The sequence below is a fragment of the Phaeovibrio sulfidiphilus genome (assembly GCF_014861485.1).
GTDB lineage: Bacteria > Pseudomonadota > Alphaproteobacteria > Rhodospirillales > Rhodospirillaceae > Phaeovibrio > Phaeovibrio sulfidiphilus.
This window is the reverse complement of record NZ_JACZHT010000001.1, coordinates 285,608-302,086: the sequence shown is the minus strand read 5'-3', so window position 1 is coordinate 302,086 and position 16,479 is coordinate 285,608. Positions and strand designations below refer to the sequence as shown.

Genomic DNA, 16,479 nt, shown 5'->3' with positions numbered 1-16,479 from the left:
GGGGGTGTAGGATGTCTCGCGTTGGTAAATATCCCATCCCCGTGCCTGCTGGCGTGACCGTTACGGTCAACGACAACACGCTCGTGGCCAAGGGCAAGCTCGGCCAGCTTGAATACGTCTCGGCCGACGAGGTCCGGACCACCCTGGAAGACGGCCAGATCTGGGTTCGCCCGGCTCTGGAGTCCAAGGAGGCCCGTCAGAAGTGGGGCACCACCCGCTCGCGCCTGCACAACATCGTTGTGGGCGTGTCGGAGGGCTTCACCAAGAAGCTGGAAATGGTTGGCGTGGGTTACAAGGCGGCGGTCCAGGGCAACGTCCTGAAGCTGTCCCTCGGCTACTCCCACGACATCGACTATCCCATTCCGGCTGACCTGAAGATCGTCGCTCCCACCCCGACCACCATCGAGGTTTCGGGCGTCGACAAGCAGCGAGTTGGCCAGGTGGCCTCGGAGATCCGTCGGTTCCGTCCGCCCGAGCCGTACAAGGGCAAGGGCGTCAAGTACGCTGACGAATGGATTCTCCGCAAGGAAGGCAAGAAGAAGTAGGAGCCCGAATTATGCAGTCCTCACAGGAACTGTTTTTGCGCCGGCGTTCTCGCACGCGCTACCAGTTGCGGAAGAAGAGCGACGGGCGTCCGCGTCTTTCCGTCTTCCGTTCGAACAAGCATATCTACGCCCAGATTATCGACGACGCGGCTGGCCGCACTCTGGCAGCCGCCTCCACCGTCGAGGCGGAACTCAAGGGTCTGGCAAAGACCGGCGACAAGGAAGCCGCCGCTGCGGTTGGCAAACTTGTGGCCGAGCGCGCGCGCCAGGCGGGTGTGGAGGCCGTGGTTTTCGACCGCGGTGCATACAAATATCACGGTCGTGTTCAGGCGCTGGCGGATGCCGCGCGTGAGGCCGGTCTTACGTTCTAGGGGATAGACAATGGCACGTACACCCAGTACTGAACGCCGCCAGAGAGGCGGAGAAGACCGCAATCGCGAGCGCGCGCCCCGCGAGGAGCGTGAGGACGAGCTTCTTGACAAGCTCGTTCACATCAACCGCGTTGCGAAGGTGGTCAAGGGCGGGCGTCGCTTTGCGTTTGCCGCTCTGGTTGTTGTCGGTGACGGCAAGGGTCGCGTCGGTTTCGGTACCGGCAAGGCCCGCGAGGTTCCCGAGGCAATCCGCAAGGCCACCGAGCAGGCCCGTCGCACCATGGTCAAGGTTCCGCTTCGGGACGGCCGCACGCTTCACCACGACATCAACGGTCACTTCGGTGCCGGTCGTGTGACGCTGCGCTCGGCTCCGGCGGGTACCGGTATCATCGCGGGCGGTCCGATGCGCGCGGTCTTCGAGACCATGGGCGTGGCGGACGTCGTTGCCAAGTGCACCGGCACCACCAACCCGTACAACATGGTCAAGGCCACGTTTGACGCTCTTGTCAACTCGCAGGCGCCCCGTCAGGTGGCGGCGCGTCGCGGCAAGAAGGTCGCCGAGATCGTCGCACGCCGGGATGGCGCCATCATGGCCGCTGTGGCGGACTAGGGGGAACTGAACCATGGCGAAAGCAACGAAGAAAGCGGGCACCGTGAAGGTCACGCAGATCGGCAGCCCCATCGGTCGTCCCGCCTATCAGCGTGAGACGCTCAAAGGGCTCGGGCTCAACAAGATGCACAGGACGCGCGAGCTGGAGGATACTCCGGCCGTGCGGGGCATGATCAACACGGTCGCCCACCTGGTTCGCGTCGAAGAGTCCTGATCTTAACTGGAAAGGTTGTTCGTTATGAAACTCAACGAACTTGCCGACAACCCGGGTGCGACGAAAGAGCGCATGCGGGTCGGCCGCGGTATCGGCTCTGGAAAGGGCAAGACCGGCGGTCGCGGCGTCAAGGGCCAGAAGTCGCGCAGCGGTGTGTCGATCAACGGCTTTGAGGGCGGCCAGATGCCGATCTACCGTCGTCTTCCGAAGCGGGGCTTCACGAAGCCGAACCGCAAGGAATACGTGGTGATCAACGTTGGCAACATTCAGGCTGCGGTGGAAGCGGGTCGTCTCGACGCCTCCGCTCCCATCACCGAGGATCTGCTGGTTGCCTCCGGCATTCTCCGCCGCAAGCGGGACGGTGTCCGTCTCCTTGGCCGGGGCGAGGTGACCACCGCTCTGAACCTCGAGGTGACCGGCGCTTCGGATACCGCGCGCCAGGCCATCGAGAAGGCTGGCGGCACGGTGACCGTCCGGGCTCCCCGGGAAGACGTCGCAGAGCAGTAGTCCAAATGTGTGTCCGGTCGCCCCCCGAGGGCGGCCGGTCCCCTTTTTTCAGGGAGCAAGCGGATGGCGTCCGCAGCTGAGCAACTCGCAGCAAACCTCAATTTCGGCGTTTTCGCCAAAGCGACGGAGCTGAAAAAGCGCCTGTGGTTCACCCTGTTTGCGCTTGTTGTTTATCGTATTGGTACATACATTCCGATCCCCGGCATTGACGCCGGAGTGATGAAGCAGCTCTTTGATCAGCAGAAAGGTGGCATCCTGGGCATGTTTGACATGTTCGCGGGTGGCGCCCTTTCGCGTATGACGATCTTTGCGCTGAATATCATGCCCTACATTTCCGCCTCCATTATCATGCAGCTGATGACGTCCCTTGTGCCGTCGCTGGAAGCGCTGAAGAAGGAAGGGGAGTCCGGGCGAAAGAAGATCAACCAGTACACCCGTTATTTTACCGTTCTCATCACCATCGCCCAGGCCTACGGCATTGCGGTTGCCCTTGAGGGCATGCCGGGCTCGCCGGTTCTGGATCCGGGCTGGTTCTTCCGTTTCACGGCGGTCATCACCCTTCTCGGGGGCACCTTGTTCCTGATGTGGCTGGGTGAGCAGATCACGGCCCGTGGAGTCGGAAACGGTATTTCGCTCATTATTTTCGCCGGTATTGTCGCGCAGCTTCCCCTGGCTCTTGTCCAGACGCTTGAGGCAACCCGTGTGGGAACGCTCAACCCCCTGTTCGTGCTGCTGATTGGCGTCATGGCTGTGGGTGTGATCGCCGCGATCGTGGCCATCGAGCGGGCCCAGAGGCGCATTCTCATCCAGTATCCAAAGCGACAGCAGGGCAACCGCATTTTTGGTGGCGAGAGCTCCCATATGCCCCTGAAGATCAACACGTCGGGTGTGATTCCGCCGATCTTCGCAAGCTCGCTGCTGCTGCTGCCCATGACGGTCCTCGGCTTCTCGGCCGGGCAGGGGCCCGAGTGGCTGGCCACGCTGCGGATCTGGCTCGAGCATGGCGCTCCCGCCTACATGGCGCTCTACGCCGGAATGATCATTTTCTTTGCGTTCTTCTACACCGCGGTTGTCTTCAACCCGGCGGATACCGCAGAGAACCTGAAGAAGTTCGGTGGCTTCATTCCGGGCATCCGTCCGGGACGGAACACGGCGCAGTATCTTGACTACGTGCTGTCGCGTCTGACCTTTGTCGGTGCGATCTACCTCGTGGCCATCTGTCTGCTCCCCGAGTTCCTGATGAAGCACGCGAGCGTCCCGTTCTACTTCGGCGGCACGAGTCTTCTGATTGTGGTCACGGTGACCCTGGACACGGTCGGGCAAATCCAGTCGCACTTGCTGGCGCACCAGTATGAAGGCCTGATCAAGAAGGCCAAGCTTCGGGGCAGGAGAGGATAACCAATGACCGCTCGACGCATTATCTTTATGGGCCCGCCGGGGGTGGGCAAGGGCACGCAGGCCCAGATCCTTCAGGACAAGTACTCCATCCCGCAGCTGTCCACGGGCGACATGCTCCGTGCGGCGGTGGCGGCGGGCTCCGAGCTCGGGAAGAAGGCCAAGGACATCATGGACCGGGGCGAGCTCATGCCCGACGACCTGATGGTGTCCATGATCGAGGACCGGATCTCCCAGCCGGACTGCGTGAACGGCTTCATCCTGGACGGCTTCCCGCGAACCGTTCCCCAGGCCGAGGCTCTGGATTCGATGCTGGCCCGCAAGGGCATGGACCTGGACCGGGTCATCCAGCTGAAGGTGCCGGACGAAATCCTGTTTGACCGGATTCGCACCCGCGCCGCCCAGTCGGAGACGGTCCGGGCCGACGACAACGAGGAGACCCTTCGCAAGCGTCTGACCGTGTACCACGCGCAGACGGTTCCGATTCTCCCGTACTACGAGGCCAAGGGGCTCCTCCACGTTGTGGATGGCACCATGACCATCGAACAGGTTACGAACGCTCTGGTGCAGATCCTCGAGACTGTGTGAGCCGGAGCCGCTTTTTTTCGCGTCCGGGCTGAATTCCGGACTCAACGGATTGACTCGGACGCGAATCTTCCTATAATGCGCCGCTCTTTGAAAAAATGCGACGCAGTACCTTTTTGCCAATTCTGAAGACGAGGAGTGTGGGCCTTGGCGCGCATCGCTGGCGTAAATATTCCGTCTAACAAGCGGACTTGTATCGCGCTTACGTACATTTACGGCATTGGCCGTACGAAAGCCGCGGAAATCTGCGAACGGGTCGGCATCGCCGACAGCCGTCGCGTGAACGACCTGACGGATGACGAAGTCGTCCGGATTCGCGAACTGATCGACGCGGAGTACAAGGTCGAGGGTGATCTGCGTCGCGAGACCGCGATGAACATCAAGCGCGTGATGGATCTGGGCTGCTACCGCGGCCTGCGTCACCGCAAGGGCCTCCCGGTCCGCGGCCAGCGTACGCACACGAACGCCCGCACCCGCAAGGGCCCGGCCAAGCCGATCGCCGGCAAGAAGAAGTAAGAGCCGGACGCGCACCGGGTGCGCGTCCCCAATCCGAGATCGCTAGAAAACGGGACCATACACCGCAATGGCCAAGCCAGCAGCTAGAATGCGCAAGCGCGAGCGCAAGAACATTTCGTCGGGCATCGCCCACGTCAACGCGTCGTTCAACAACACCATGATCACCATCACCGACGTTCAGGGGAATGCCATCTCCTGGTCCTCGGCCGGTGCCCAGGGCTTCAAGGGCTCGCGGAAGTCCACGCCGTACGCGGCGCAGATTGCCGCCGAGGACGCGGGCCGCAAGGCTCAGGAGCACGGCGTCAAGACGCTTGAGGTCATGGTGAAGGGACCGGGTTCGGGCCGTGAGTCCGCTCTGCGTGCTCTTCAGGCTGTGGGCTTCACGGTCACGGTCATCAAGGACGTGACCCCGATCCCGCACAACGGTTGCCGTCCGCGCAAGCGTCGTCGCGTCTAGGACGCCCGGGGCGCGGCATCCGGCGCGCAGATCACGCCGGCACGTCGCGCGATCCTACTGGGAAAGGCCTGTCGGGTTCCGTTTTTCCGGAACCCTTGCCTCTCTTTCCCCCGATCCAGGTGTTTCGTCCGGGGCCCGATCCTGTCGGGTGTCCCGGACGGCGCTGTTTGAAATAAAGCCGTGCGGAATCGCTTCGCCACGGCTACTGCTCGGGAAATCACCATGTCCTTGATTCAAAAAAACTGGCAGGAACTGATCAAGCCGGAAAAGCCTGTTATCACGCCCAACAGCGGTTTCAGTAACGCGTCCACCATGGTCGCCGAGCCGCTCGAGCGCGGTTTCGGTCTCACGCTTGGCAACGCGCTGCGGCGCATTTTGCTGTCGTCCCTTCAGGGTGCCGCGGTGACCGGGATCCAGATCGACGGCGTTCTGCACGAGTTTTCGTCGATTCCCGGCGTTCGTGAGGACGTGACCGAGGTTATCCTCAACGTCAAGACCCTTGCCATCCGCATGCACGTGGAAGGCCCGCGGCGCATGACCCTCAATGTGACCGGCCCCGGCGCCGTTCGCGCGAGCCAGATCGAGGCGGGCGCGGACATTGAGATCATGAACCCGGACCTGATCATCTGCCATCTGGACGAGGGCGCCTCCCTGTCCATGGAGTTCACGGTGGGCATGGGCAAGGGCTACGTCCCGGCCGTCGCCAACCGGACCGAGGACTCCCCCATCGGCTTCATCCCGGTGGACTCGATCTTCTCGCCGGTGCGCAAGGTGTCCTACAAGGTGGACAACGCCCGTGTCGGCCAGATCACGGACTATGACCGCCTGACCCTCGTGGTCGAGACGGACGGCTCCCTGACCCCCGAGGACGCGGTGGCCCTGTCCGCCCGCATTCTCCAGGACCAGCTGCAGCTGTTCATCAACTTCGAGGAGCCGCAGGTTGCCCTGCCCGAGAAGCGCGAGGACGATCTGCCGTTCAACAAGAACCTTCTTCGCAAGGTGGACGAGCTGGAGCTTTCGGTCCGCTCGGCCAACTGCCTCAAGAGCGACAACATCATCTACATTGGCGATCTGGTCCAGAAGACCGAGGCCGAGATGCTGCGCACGCCGAACTTCGGCCGCAAGTCGCTGAACGAGATCAAGGAAGTCCTCGCCACCATGGGGCTTCACCTCGGTATGGAAATCCCCGACTGGCCGCCCGAGAACATCGAGGAACTGGCCCGCAAGCTCGAGGAACACTACTGAGTTTCCGCCTTCCCAATCGTCCCGCATCCGTCGGGGCGTCGTTCGGGTTCTTGACCCCGCTGCCCGCGGGGGAGGCCCGGATGCCCACAATCGGCATCATGCCGCCGTAACACAGGAGAAACGCCATGCGTCATCGTATGTCCGGCCGTAAGCTCGGCCGCAACGCCAGCTCTCGCAGAGCCCTTTTCGCCTCGATGGCGATGGCTCTTGTGAAGCACGAGCAGATCAAGACCACCCTGCCCAAGGCGAAAGACCTCCGCCCCATCGTGGAGCGTCTCGTGACCCTCGGCAAGCGTGGCACCCTGCACGACCGTCGTCAGGCGTTCGCCATCCTGCGCTGTGACAAGACCGTCTCGAAGCTGTTCGAGGTTCTGGGCCCCCGCTACCAGGGTCGCCCGGGCGGTTACACCCGCATCATGAAGGCCGGCTTCCGCTACGGCGACGCGGCTCCGATGGCCATCATCGAGTTCGTGGACCGCGACGTGACCGCCAAGGGCCAGGACTCCGGCCCGGTCTTCCAGGAAGACGACGAGGACTAAAACCGGGCCCGTCCCGGTGCAGACCGAAAACCCCCGGCTCGTCCGGGGGTTTTTTTGTGCGCGGTCCCGTGCGGGGCTGGGGGAGTGGCGTGTGGCAGGGCGGAGAGGGGAGGGCTCAGACGGCGCCGTGCGGGCGCCGTGCGGTGCTTGTGCGATAGGTCTCGCGGACCTTGGGGAGGCCTCAGACAGCGACGGGCCGTGCGTGGGCGAAGGGCATCGTGGACGGCGTGGAGCCCTCAGACGGCGCCCAGCTCGGTGGAGAGGCGGCACAGGAAGCGGGTCCGGGCGCTCGGAAGGGGGGAGCGGGCGCCTGAGGCCGTGTGGGTTTCAATCCGGGCCAGGAAGTGGCCACTCAGACGGAACCCCTGAAGCAACTCGCCCGGGGACGAGGGCAGGGTGGTGCTCAGGAGGAACGGGGGCAGGGGGAGAAGGCGGTCGGACCAGGGCTGTCCGGCGGCGCGGGAGGCGGCCCGCCCGGTGTGGGGCGAGATCCAGGCGAGTTCCTCGCGGGTGCCGGTCAGGGCGCAGCGGTGTGTGTCCAGCCCGAAGCCGGTCTCCGCCAGCAGCAGGCATTCCCAGCGGGCCACGTCCGCCGCCCAGGTCATGGTGTCGGTCCGGGCCTGGAGGAGGTTCTCGAGGGTCGCCGCGGTGGCGTCATGAAGGCCCGGGAAGGGGTCACGCTCGGCCAGGAACTGGCGCACGAGGGACAGCATGGACGCGGTGCCCGCGAGGCGGGTCCGGTCCGCCAGAAGGGGCGAGGGGATGCCAGGGAGGGGTTCAAGCTCCAGGGTGCCCATGCGGCCCTCGATCCGGGTGCGCCAGCGCGCGTTCACGAAGGTGCCCAGCTGAAGGAAGCCGCGGATTTTGCGGCTCTGGCCGCCGGGGACATAGCCCGTATACAGGCCCGTGCTGCGGGTGAAGAGGGTCACAAGGGCTGCATGCTCGCCGTGGGGCGAGGCTGCGAGAACGATTCCGGTATCCGTGAGGTCGTTCATTCAACACCAATCACCACAGGCCCCGGCAGGGGCAACAACACACACGGGGCAGGCCCAGCGGGCGTGCTCCGGCCGGACGTCGTCGCCTCCGGCAGGGCGGTCCGGGATCCGGCGCGGGTGCGTCGGATCCGGTGAGGGGGTGGCCCGGGCGGGGCTCACGGCAGTGTTGCCTTGGCCGCCGGTCAGGCGTTGTAGTCCAGGCCCCAGGTCGAGTAGGACTCGCGGTCCTCCCAGAGGCGCTCGTTCACCTTCACGTGAAGGAACAGGTGGACCGGCTGTTCCAGAAGGCTGGAGAGTTCGGTGCGGGCCGCCTGGCCGATGGCCTTGATGCGGGCGCCGCCTTTTCCGAGCATAATAGCCCTCTGGGTGTCACGCTCAATGAAAATGGTCTGTTCGATGCGGATTGAGCCGTCGGGCTTTTCCTCCCAGCGGTCCGTGTGGACGGCGCTCGCGTAGGGCAGCTCCTCGTGAAGCTGGAGGAAGATCTTCTCCCGGGTGATCTCGGCGGCCAGAAGGCGCTGCGGCAGATCCGAGAGGTCGTCGGGATCGAACATCCAGGGCCCCTGGGGCAGGGAGTCCGCCAGGGACTGGAGCACATCGTCACAGCCGGACCCGGTCAGGGCCGAGATCATGAAGATCCGCTCAAAGGGGAAGGCCTCGTTGAAGCGCGCGGCCAGGCCCAGGAGCTTTTCCCGCTCCATGGCGTCCACCTTGTTGAGGGCGAGGCTGCACGGGCGGCCCAGTTCGGCCAGGCGCTCCACCAGGGCGCTCACAGCCTCGGTCATTCCGCGGCGGGCGTCCACCACGAGAAGCACCCGGTCGGCCTCCATGGAGCCCTCCCAGGCGGCAGCGACCATGGCGCGGTCAATGCGCTTGCGGGGCTCGAAGATGCCCGGGGTGTCGATCAGGACCACCTGGGTGTCGCCTCGCATGGCCACGCCGCGCACGCGGGTGCGGGTGGTCTGGGCCTTGGGGGTCACAATGCTGATCTTGGCACCCACCAGCTGGTTGACCAGGGTGCTCTTGCCGGCATTGGGTGCGCCGATGACGGCGACGAAGCCGCACCGTTGGGGAGCACCGCTGTCCGTGTCCGCCGGAGAGTCCGGGGTCGGTTCATTCGTCATTTTGTTCGAGTCTTTCAAGAAGAAGGCGTGCGGCTTCCTGCTCCGCGACGCGTTTTGACGAGCCCTGGGCTCGGGCGGATCCCCGGCCCTTGACCGCGACCCGCACAGTGAACACCGGACGGTGGGGAGGTCCGTCGCGCTGTTCCTCGAGGTATTCGGGGAGAGGCAGCCCCCGCTCCTGGGCCCACTCCTGGAGCGCCGTCTTGGGGGCCCGGGGTGGGGTCGCATCCTCCAGAATGAGCGGGGTCCAGAGTTCGGTGATGATCCGGTCAGCCTCGTCCAGGCCGCCGTCCAGGAAAACGGCGCCCAAGACGGCCTCGCAGACGTCGCACAGAAGGCTGGGGTTCCGGCGGGCTCCGGCGTGGTCGTCTCCCGGACTGAGGCGCATGACCGCGCCAAGGTCCAGGACGATGGCCACCCGGGCCACGGTTTCCTGGGACACCAGGTGGCCGTGACGGCGGGCAAGGGCGCCCTCGTCCTCGGCGGGAAAACGTTCGTACAGCAGCCTGGCCACAACCAGGCCCAGGACCCGGTCGCCCAGGAATTCCAGGCGCTCGTAGCTGGGGCGCCCCTCGCGGGACTTGTGGGTGAGGGCCTGCTCCAGAAGCCGCGGGGTCTGGAACCGGTATCCGAGATTGCTGGCAAGTCGCCCCGTATCGGAGGCACTCATGACCGGGTTGCCTTATTGAATGGCATCAAAGATGCGATCCCAGCGGACCGCCTCGGGCCAGGACCAGACGGCCCACCAGGGGGAGCGCTCGTCCTTCGAGTAGAACAGGAACTCGGCCCGGCCGATCAGGTTCTCGAACGGGACGTAGCCGACCTCCGCGGTGCGCGAGTCCTCCGAGCTGTCCCGGTTGTCGCCCATCATGAAGTAGTGGTCTTCGGGGACCACATAGACCCCGGTCCGGTCGGCGTAGTAGTCGTCGCCGTGAACCTCGATGATCTGGTGCTCCCTGCCTCCCGGAAGGGTCTCCATGTAGCGCGGATGGCGCGACACGGCGCCGCCCGGGGAGATTTCCTGGTAGGGCTCGATCTTGCGGCGCGGCACCACGGTCCCGTTGATGTACAGGCGCCCGTCGATCATCTGGACCTGGTCCCCGGGAAGGCCGACCACCCGCTTGATGTAGTCAAGGCTGGTGTCGCCGGGCTTCTTGAACACGACCACGTCGCCGCGCTCCGGCTCGGAGGCCAGAACCCGCCCCTCGAAGGGGATCAGGGCAAAGGGGAGCGAGTACTTTGAATATCCATAGGAGAACTTGGAAACGAAGAGATAGTCTCCAACAAGGAGCGTCGGCTCCATGGATCCCGAGGGAATGCGGAACGGTTCGTAGGCGAACGTCCGGATCAGGATGGCGATGAGAAGCGCATAGGCGACGGTTACGGCAGTGTCGTAAAATGCGCTGTCCTTGTTCCTCTGGTAGCTACTCATGAAGTTTGACTCGGTACCCTGTCAGAATGGACTGTGGATTCAGGGGCATCATAAAGGCAAAGACGTGTGAATTAAAGGCCCGCGTGATGCGCGCGCGACAGTTGTCCCACGGTGGCACGTCTTTTCAGAAGGCTCCCAGAAGCAAGGCCGCCAGTGCGGCCGCGCCGGCCACAAGAAGGGCGAGGGCGCCGGCAATGTGAATGCGCCGCCGGTGGGCCATGTAGAAGTCCAGGGCCCGGTGCCCGAACAGCGCGAAGACGACCCCCACCACCAGGAACCGCAGCGCCCGCGAGACCACCGAGGCCAGCAGGAACACCACCAGGTTCATCTGGGCGGCGCCCGCGGTGACCGTGGCCACCTTGTAGGGGATCGGCGAGACCCCGGCGATGAACACCGCAAGCGCTCCCCACCGGTCCACCAGTCCGGTGAACTGGCGGAACACGTCCTGGGCCGAATAGAGGTCGATCAGCCAGAACCCCACGGTTTCCATCAGGAAGTAGCCGATCAGCCAGCCGAACAGGCCCCCCAGGACGGACGTGGCCGCGGTGTAGAGGCACAGGAACACCCACCGGCTGCGGTTGGCCAGGATCATGGGGATCAGCAGCACGTCTGCCGTCATGGGCAGGAAGATGCTCTCGATGCAGGAGATGACCCCCAGCCAGACGAGTGCGGAGCGGGAGTTTGCCCGGGCGATCAGGCGCCGCGTCCAGGTCTGCTTTTCAGGTTCCGGCATGCGTGTGGCCCTGCAATGGTCTGGGATAGGGACAATGAGGCGGGTGTTATACGCCGGGACGCTCTGGTCCGGAACAGAGAAATGCCCCGTCGGACGCGACGCCGACGGGGCATGGGCAGGCGGCCACCCGGATGGGCCGGCTGCGGTCCTAATTCAGGGTCCGCCACTCTCCCGCGGAGTTGAGGAGGACTGGCCCCCACTGGGGTGAGGGGACATGGTCGCGGCTGTGCGGAACCACCATCGGGGTGCCAATGGCGGCGGTCTGCTTTGCCGCGTGCTCCAGTGCGCTTCCGATCAGAAGGCCGGCGGCCAGAACACAGGCCACAAGGAGCAGGTGTTGTTTCAGGGTCGAGGAGTCCCGGGACATGGAAGCCTCCCGTATTTGCCTCAATTTTTGTCGATGTCGTTTCGTCTGTGTCTGCATCCTCACCCTAGCACCGCTTCCTTAAGAGGCGGTTAAGGGCGCGGATCGCCCCGAAATAAAGATCGGGTGGGCCGCGGGGCCTCAGGGGGCGGCGCGGTCAGGGGCGGGCAGGGCCGCCCCGGAACAGGGGAGACGCGCTCTCGCGGCGGCCGGAGGGCGCGGGACTTTGTCAATGGGCCCGGGCTTTTCGGGCGGCTGGGCCTCTGGCGGTCCGGCCTCCGGACGGCAGTCGGTCCGGCGGCCTTTGGGCGGTCGGGCCTCGGGGGCGGTCCTTGGTCGCTCCGGCCCCGGGCGGCAATCGGTCCGGCGGCCGGGGTGTCAGGGCGGGTGTGTCAGAAAAGATCCTCAATGCTCTCCCGCGGCCCGTAGTCGGGGGCCATGTCATCGCCGGACAGCGAGTCGCCGCGGGTGTCGGGGCGGTCACGCGGCGGAAGGGGCGGGCGGGCGATACGCTTCTCCAGGTCCGCAAGCTCCACAAAGCGGTCGGCCTGGCGGCGCAACTCGTCCGCGACCATGGGCGGCTGGGAGCGCACGGTGGAGACCACGGTCACCCGCAGTCCCTTGCGCTGCACGGCCTCCACGAGCCGACGGAAGTCGCCGTCCCCCGAGAACAGCACAATGTGGTCAAGGTGCGGGGCCATCTCCATGACGTCGATGGCCAGCTCGATATCCATGTTGCCCTTGATTTTCCGGCGGCCGAGAGCGTCCGTAAACTCCTTGGTCGGCTTGGTGACCATGGTGTATCCATTGTAGTCCAGCCAGTCCACCAGCGGCCGGATCGGCGAATACTCCTGGTCCTCCAGCAGCGCCGTGTAGTAGAAGGCCCGGACCAGGCGCCCCTCCTTGGAGAAAAAGTCCAGCAGCCGCTTGTAGTCGATATCAAAGCCAAGGGAGCGCGCTGCAGAGTAAAGGTTGGAGCCATCGATAAAGAGCCCAAGTCTCTCCTGGGGATAAATTTCCATGGATACCTCTCGAAAAGCGTTAAAGGCTTTTAAAAAACGGGTGTAAGAAAATCAGGGCCTTCCGAATGAGAAAGCCGCATATCGGGCCGAGGGTTTTGCCTCCCGGTATCCGTGTCTATTAAAGCTAGAGATAAAATCCGCCTGCCGCAAGTCCTTCGCAGTCAAACCGTTGGAGATAACATGATTTTAATAGCACTCGGGGCCAATCTCCCCGGGCCGGCGGGGGCTCCGCTGGACGCGCTGGAGACCGCCCTTGGCCTGATGCCGGCCTCGGGGATCCAGGTTCTGGCCCGCTCCCGGTGGTATGTGACCTCGCCGGTGCCCCGGTCCGGCCAGCCCGACTACATAAACGGGGTGGTGAGCGTGGACACCGCCCTGGAGCCGCTGGCGCTGATGGAGGCGCTTCAGGGAATCGAGCAGAAGATGGGGCGGGTTCGGTCGGTTCCCAACGCCGCGCGGACCCTGGACCTTGACCTGATTGACTTCCGGGGCCTGTGCCTGGACAGCGGGCGCCTGACCCTTCCCCATCCGCGGGCGCATCTGCGGGCCTTCGTCCTGTATCCGCTGCGGGATGTGGCTCCCGAATGGCGTCACCCGCTGACCGGGGCCTCCCTCGACACCCTGTGTGCCGCGCTGGACCCGGATCAGGACATCCGGTGTCTGGAGGATGAGGGCGCGGGATCCTGAGATCCGCCGTTGACCGCCCGGGTGCGGGGTGTCTGTACAGGATTTCCGCGCGTGTTCAGGCTCAAAGGCCCGGACGGTCAGGGGCGCCGGTGTCCCCTGGGCTCCGCCGGGGGGCGTCGTGGGAGGATACTCGGATCGCACACGCGGATCGCACACGGGAATCGCACGCGGGGCGCCGGGCCGCGCGCAGGGCGGGAAAACGTCGCACCACAGGGTGCGGGTCTTTTTTGCGTCCTTCCGTGCGTTTTCCCCTTGTGGAACGCCGCGCCCGACCCCTTCTGGTATACTGTACCAGGTGTTGCGTTCGGTGCCTCTTGGCTGTAAACTTCCCTGTTCCGGGCGGTTTCGCCCCCTGTCTTGATCCTGGACGATATCCTGGCGCTCCGGCACACCTGTACCGGGTCCGGGGCCCACTGCGGAGATTTCGATGGCTCGCGTAACTGTTGAAGATTGCATTACCATTGTTCCCAACCGTTTCGAGCTGGTTCTCGCCGCCGCCCAGCGCGGCCGGCAGATTTCCGCCGGGTCTCCGCTGACGGTGGAGCGGGACAACGACAAGAACCCTGTGGTCGCCCTGCGGGAGATCGCGGACAAGACCGTGGGCCCCGATGCCCTTCGCGAGTCCCTCGTGTCGGCGCTCCAGCGTCGGGTCGAGATCGACGAGCCCGAGGATGACGACCCGGAGATGGACGCTGTGGCGGCCGACGCTGACCTGCGCGATGATACCATCGGGATGGATACCGAGGAGGAGCTCCTGGCCGACGGCCTGAGCCTCCAGGAATCCCCGGATGGCGACGATGACGACTCCTTTGGCAACGAGAGCGCCGGAAATACGGATGACGCGTCAGACGAGGATTACGACGACGTCGATCCCTCCCTTCTCGGTGACGATGACTGATGAGAGGTCTTATTGAACGCGGAAACAAAACAGGACACCCGTGTAAAGCGGGTCTCGACTCCTGAGCCACTCGCCAGGCGGGCTGTGGCCCGCCCTCTCATGCGCCAGTTTGAGCTGGTCGAGAGGGTAAAGTCCTACGATCCGGGCGCGGATGAGGATCTTCTCAACCGCGCCTATGTTTTCGCGATGAAGGTGCACGGATCCCAGGTCCGGCACTCCGGGGACAGCTACTTCTCCCACCCGCTCGAGGTGGCCGGAATCCTGACAAACTACCGTCTGGACTGTGCCACCATCGTTGCAGCCCTGCTGCACGACACGGTCGAGGACACGGACACCACCCTCGACGATATCCGCAAGCTCTTCGGCCAGGACGTGGCCAATCTGGTGGACGGTGTCACCAAGCTGAACCGGCTCCAGATCTCCTCGGACCACGCAAAGCAGGCCGAGAACTTCCGCAAGCTTCTGATCGCCATGAGCAAGGATATCCGCGTCCTGCTCATCAAGCTTGCCGACCGGCTGCACAACATGCGCACCCTGCGCTTCATCGACAAGCCCGAGAAGCGGCGGCGCATCGCCAACGAAACCCTGGACATCTATACCCCGCTCGCCGAGCGCATCGGCATGGCCGAGATCAAGACCGAGCTGGAGGATCTGGCTTTCGCCGAGACCCAGCCCGAGGCCCGTGAGGCGATCTTGACCCACCTCTCCCATCTGCGCGATGAGGGCTCGTCGGTGGTCAACCGGATCATGGACCAGCTGGTGCGCACCTTGCGCAAACACGACCTCAAGGCCGAGGTCTCGGGGCGCGAGAAAACCGCGTACTCCATCTGGCGGAAGATGGGCAGCAAGAACATCTCCATGGAGAAGCTGACCGACATCCTGGCCTTCCGGATTATCGTCGATTCGGTGGAGGAGTGCTACAGGGCCCTGGGCTTTATCCACGCGGCGTATCCCATGATCCCGGACCGCTTCAAGGACTACATCTCCACCCCCAAGCCCAACAAATACCAGTCCCTTCACACCGCGGTCATCGGGCCCGAGCGCCAGCGCATCGAGGTCCAGATCCGCACCCGCGAAATGCACGAGATCTCCGAGCTGGGCGTGGCCGCCCACTGGTCCTACAAGCAGGGGACCCCGGCTCTCGGAGAGCCCCAGTACCGCTGGATCCGCGAACTTCTCGATATCCTGGAAAAGGCCGACTCGCCCGAGGAGTTCCTCGAGAACTCCAAACTCGAGATGTACGCCGACCAGGTCTTCTGTTTCACCCCCAAGGGTGAGGTCATTGGCCTGCCCAACGGATCCACCCCGGTGGACTTCGCCTACGCGGTCCACACCGAGATCGGGGACCACTGCGTCTCGGCCAAGATCAACGGCCGGATCGTTCCGCTCCACCACTTGCTGCGCAACGGCGACCAGGTGGAGATCGGCACCTCCCGAGCCCAGACCCCGAACCCGGACTGGGAAGTGTTCGTGGTCACCGGGAAAGCCAAGGCCTCGATCCGGCGCCACACCCGTCTCCAGAGGCGCGGCGAGTCCATCAGCATGGGGCGCCAGTATCTGGAGCGCGCCTTCCGTGTGGCGGGGCACTCGGTGTCCGACAAGGCGCTGGAAGGGGTTTTGAAGCATTTCCGGGTGAGCGAGCTTGATGACCTGTTCTATGCCATCGGCGAGAACGCGATCCATCCCCGTGATGTGATCACCCAGGTGGGCGGGCCGATCATCCGGACCAAGCTGCCCCCCATCATTCGTCCCGCGCCGCCGAAATCCCGGTCGGATGCAAAATCACGGCCCGGCATTCGCGGGCTGGTTCCCAACATGGCCATGAGCTTTGCCAAGTGTTGCCACCCGCTTCCGGGCGATCGGATTGTGGGAATTGTGGTCTCCGGGCGCGGCGTCACGGTTCACACCATCGACTGCGAGCAGCTGGTCCAGTACAACAACGAGTCCGAGCGCTGGCTTGATCTCTCCTGGGACGATGACGCGGGCGGGGGAACGAGCCACGTCGGTCGCCTGGAGATGAATATCCGCAATGACCCCGGGGCGCTTGCGGCTGTGACGAGCGTGGTGGCCAAGGGGAAGGGTATGGTCCGGTCCATGAAAACCACCCTGCGCCGTGCGGATTTCTGCGATATGATCATTGATGTCGAGGTGTCCGACCTCCGGCATCTGACCTCCATTATCAGTTCCCTGAAGGCAAGCTCTGCCGTTCACTCGGTGGTGCGGGCAAGGCATTGATCATA

At 64.3% G+C, this 16,479-nt stretch carries 21 protein-coding genes; 14 read left to right on the top strand and 7 right to left on the bottom strand.

Going from position 1 to position 16,479, the window contains the following annotated elements; translation table 11 throughout:
• Nucleotides 1-11: 11 nt before the first annotated feature.
• From rplF to rplQ, 11 genes are all read left to right on the top strand, one after another.
• Complete coding sequence (rplF, locus tag IHV25_RS01240; protein ID WP_192533150.1) at nt 12-545, top strand: 50S ribosomal protein L6; 534 nt, start codon at nt 12-14, stop codon at nt 543-545.
• Nucleotides 546-556: 11 nt separating this feature from the next.
• Nucleotides 557-916 carry a 50S ribosomal protein L18 gene (gene rplR, locus IHV25_RS01235; protein WP_192533149.1) on the top strand — a complete coding sequence of 120 codons (360 nt, stop codon included), beginning with the start codon at nt 557-559 and terminating at the stop codon, nt 914-916.
• A gap of 10 nt (nt 917-926) precedes the next feature.
• The gene (gene rpsE, locus IHV25_RS01230; protein ID WP_192533148.1) at nt 927-1,526 is read left to right on the top strand and encodes a 30S ribosomal protein S5; all 600 of its coding nucleotides are present in this window, start codon (nt 927-929) and stop codon (nt 1,524-1,526) included.
• A gap of 13 nt (nt 1,527-1,539) precedes the next feature.
• Nucleotides 1,540-1,740, top strand: coding sequence for a 50S ribosomal protein L30 (rpmD, locus tag IHV25_RS01225; protein WP_192533147.1), 201 nt, complete (start codon nt 1,540-1,542; stop codon nt 1,738-1,740).
• Nucleotides 1,741-1,764: 24 nt separating this feature from the next.
• A complete protein-coding gene (rplO, locus tag IHV25_RS01220; protein WP_192533146.1) occupies nt 1,765-2,247 on the top strand; it encodes a 50S ribosomal protein L15 in 483 nt (160 codons plus the stop codon).
• Between the two features lie 63 nt (nt 2,248-2,310).
• Nucleotides 2,311-3,645 carry a preprotein translocase subunit SecY gene (gene secY, locus IHV25_RS01215; RefSeq protein WP_192533145.1) on the top strand — a complete coding sequence of 445 codons (1,335 nt, stop codon included), beginning with the start codon at nt 2,311-2,313 and terminating at the stop codon, nt 3,643-3,645.
• Nucleotides 3,646-3,648: 3 nt separating this feature from the next.
• Nucleotides 3,649-4,230, top strand: a complete 582-nt coding sequence (locus tag IHV25_RS01210) for an adenylate kinase (protein ID WP_192533144.1) — start codon at nt 3,649-3,651, stop codon at nt 4,228-4,230.
• 144 nt (nt 4,231-4,374) lie between these two features.
• Entirely contained in the window at nt 4,375-4,743 is a 369-nt protein-coding gene (rpsM, locus tag IHV25_RS01205; RefSeq protein ID WP_192533143.1) for a 30S ribosomal protein S13, read from the top strand.
• Between the two features lie 67 nt (nt 4,744-4,810).
• Nucleotides 4,811-5,200 (top strand): 30S ribosomal protein S11, encoded by a 390-nt coding sequence (rpsK, locus tag IHV25_RS01200; RefSeq protein ID WP_192533142.1) that lies wholly within the window; start codon nt 4,811-4,813, stop codon nt 5,198-5,200.
• A 228-nt stretch (nt 5,201-5,428) separates the two neighbouring features.
• Complete coding sequence (locus IHV25_RS01195) at nt 5,429-6,445, top strand: DNA-directed RNA polymerase subunit alpha (protein ID WP_420825411.1); 1,017 nt, start codon at nt 5,429-5,431, stop codon at nt 6,443-6,445.
• Between the two features lie 125 nt (nt 6,446-6,570).
• The gene (rplQ, locus tag IHV25_RS01190; RefSeq protein ID WP_192533140.1) at nt 6,571-6,984 is read left to right on the top strand and encodes a 50S ribosomal protein L17; all 414 of its coding nucleotides are present in this window, start codon (nt 6,571-6,573) and stop codon (nt 6,982-6,984) included.
• Between the two features lie 236 nt (nt 6,985-7,220).
• Here the strand turns inward: rplQ and recO are convergent, their stop codons facing one another.
• The 7 genes from recO to IHV25_RS01155 form a co-directional block, all read right to left on the bottom strand.
• Nucleotides 7,221-7,979: a DNA repair protein RecO gene (gene recO / locus IHV25_RS01185; RefSeq protein WP_192533139.1), complete on the bottom strand. Its 759-nt coding sequence runs from the start codon at nt 7,977-7,979 to the stop codon at nt 7,221-7,223.
• A 182-nt stretch (nt 7,980-8,161) separates the two neighbouring features.
• Entirely contained in the window at nt 8,162-9,103 is a 942-nt protein-coding gene (gene era, locus IHV25_RS01180) for a GTPase Era (protein ID WP_192533138.1), read from the bottom strand.
• On the bottom strand, nt 9,093-9,773 hold the full coding sequence (gene rnc, locus IHV25_RS01175) for a ribonuclease III (RefSeq protein ID WP_192533137.1): 681 nt from the start codon (nt 9,771-9,773) through the stop codon (nt 9,093-9,095). The genes era and rnc overlap by 11 nt, the downstream gene beginning before the upstream one ends.
• A gap of 12 nt (nt 9,774-9,785) precedes the next feature.
• Nucleotides 9,786-10,535, bottom strand: a complete 750-nt coding sequence (gene lepB, locus IHV25_RS01170) for a signal peptidase I (protein ID WP_192533136.1) — start codon at nt 10,533-10,535, stop codon at nt 9,786-9,788.
• A 124-nt stretch (nt 10,536-10,659) separates the two neighbouring features.
• Nucleotides 10,660-11,268 carry a YqaA family protein gene (locus IHV25_RS01165; protein ID WP_192533135.1) on the bottom strand — a complete coding sequence of 203 codons (609 nt, stop codon included), beginning with the start codon at nt 11,266-11,268 and terminating at the stop codon, nt 10,660-10,662.
• A 148-nt stretch (nt 11,269-11,416) separates the two neighbouring features.
• Nucleotides 11,417-11,635: a hypothetical protein gene (locus tag IHV25_RS01160; RefSeq protein WP_192533134.1), complete on the bottom strand. Its 219-nt coding sequence runs from the start codon at nt 11,633-11,635 to the stop codon at nt 11,417-11,419.
• 389 nt (nt 11,636-12,024) lie between these two features.
• Complete coding sequence (locus IHV25_RS01155; protein WP_192533133.1) at nt 12,025-12,654, bottom strand: LabA-like NYN domain-containing protein; 630 nt, start codon at nt 12,652-12,654, stop codon at nt 12,025-12,027.
• A gap of 180 nt (nt 12,655-12,834) precedes the next feature.
• Between IHV25_RS01155 and folK the strand changes: the two genes are divergently transcribed.
• From folK to IHV25_RS01140, 3 genes are all read left to right on the top strand, one after another.
• Nucleotides 12,835-13,341 carry a 2-amino-4-hydroxy-6-hydroxymethyldihydropteridine diphosphokinase gene (gene folK / locus IHV25_RS01150; protein ID WP_192533132.1) on the top strand — a complete coding sequence of 169 codons (507 nt, stop codon included), beginning with the start codon at nt 12,835-12,837 and terminating at the stop codon, nt 13,339-13,341.
• 427 nt (nt 13,342-13,768) lie between these two features.
• On the top strand, nt 13,769-14,239 hold the full coding sequence (gene rpoZ, locus IHV25_RS01145; RefSeq protein ID WP_192533131.1) for a DNA-directed RNA polymerase subunit omega: 471 nt from the start codon (nt 13,769-13,771) through the stop codon (nt 14,237-14,239).
• Nucleotides 14,240-14,338: 99 nt separating this feature from the next.
• Complete coding sequence (locus tag IHV25_RS01140) at nt 14,339-16,474, top strand: RelA/SpoT family protein (protein WP_192533130.1); 2,136 nt, start codon at nt 14,339-14,341, stop codon at nt 16,472-16,474.
• The last annotated feature ends 5 nt before the right edge of the window (nt 16,475-16,479 follow it).

What these genes read in the sequence shown, in the direction of transcription:
- rplF (WP_192533150.1), top strand. Translation starts at nt 12, where the DNA reads ATGTCTCGCGTTGGTAAATATCCCATCCCCGTGCCTGCTGGCGTGACC.
- rplR (WP_192533149.1), top strand. Translation starts at nt 557, where the DNA reads ATGCAGTCCTCACAGGAACTGTTTTTGCGCCGGCGTTCTCGCACGCGC.
- rpsE (WP_192533148.1), top strand. Translation starts at nt 927, where the DNA reads ATGGCACGTACACCCAGTACTGAACGCCGCCAGAGAGGCGGAGAAGAC.
- rpmD (WP_192533147.1), top strand. Translation starts at nt 1,540, where the DNA reads ATGGCGAAAGCAACGAAGAAAGCGGGCACCGTGAAGGTCACGCAGATC.
- rplO (WP_192533146.1), top strand. Translation starts at nt 1,765, where the DNA reads ATGAAACTCAACGAACTTGCCGACAACCCGGGTGCGACGAAAGAGCGC.
- secY (WP_192533145.1), top strand. Translation starts at nt 2,311, where the DNA reads ATGGCGTCCGCAGCTGAGCAACTCGCAGCAAACCTCAATTTCGGCGTT.
- IHV25_RS01210 (WP_192533144.1), top strand. Translation starts at nt 3,649, where the DNA reads ATGACCGCTCGACGCATTATCTTTATGGGCCCGCCGGGGGTGGGCAAG.
- rpsK (WP_192533142.1), top strand. Translation starts at nt 4,811, where the DNA reads ATGGCCAAGCCAGCAGCTAGAATGCGCAAGCGCGAGCGCAAGAACATT.
- rplQ (WP_192533140.1), top strand. Translation starts at nt 6,571, where the DNA reads ATGCGTCATCGTATGTCCGGCCGTAAGCTCGGCCGCAACGCCAGCTCT.
- recO (WP_192533139.1), bottom strand. Translation starts at nt 7,979, where the DNA reads ATGAACGACCTCACGGATACCGGAATCGTTCTCGCAGCCTCGCCCCAC.
- era (WP_192533138.1), bottom strand. Translation starts at nt 9,103, where the DNA reads ATGACGAATGAACCGACCCCGGACTCTCCGGCGGACACGGACAGCGGT.
- rnc (WP_192533137.1), bottom strand. Translation starts at nt 9,773, where the DNA reads ATGAGTGCCTCCGATACGGGGCGACTTGCCAGCAATCTCGGATACCGG.
- lepB (WP_192533136.1), bottom strand. Translation starts at nt 10,535, where the DNA reads ATGAGTAGCTACCAGAGGAACAAGGACAGCGCATTTTACGACACTGCC.
- IHV25_RS01165 (WP_192533135.1), bottom strand. Translation starts at nt 11,268, where the DNA reads ATGCCGGAACCTGAAAAGCAGACCTGGACGCGGCGCCTGATCGCCCGG.
- IHV25_RS01160 (WP_192533134.1), bottom strand. Translation starts at nt 11,635, where the DNA reads ATGTCCCGGGACTCCTCGACCCTGAAACAACACCTGCTCCTTGTGGCC.
- IHV25_RS01155 (WP_192533133.1), bottom strand. Translation starts at nt 12,654, where the DNA reads ATGGAAATTTATCCCCAGGAGAGACTTGGGCTCTTTATCGATGGCTCC.
- folK (WP_192533132.1), top strand. Translation starts at nt 12,835, where the DNA reads ATGATTTTAATAGCACTCGGGGCCAATCTCCCCGGGCCGGCGGGGGCT.
- rpoZ (WP_192533131.1), top strand. Translation starts at nt 13,769, where the DNA reads ATGGCTCGCGTAACTGTTGAAGATTGCATTACCATTGTTCCCAACCGT.
- IHV25_RS01140 (WP_192533130.1), top strand. Translation starts at nt 14,339, where the DNA reads ATGCGCCAGTTTGAGCTGGTCGAGAGGGTAAAGTCCTACGATCCGGGC.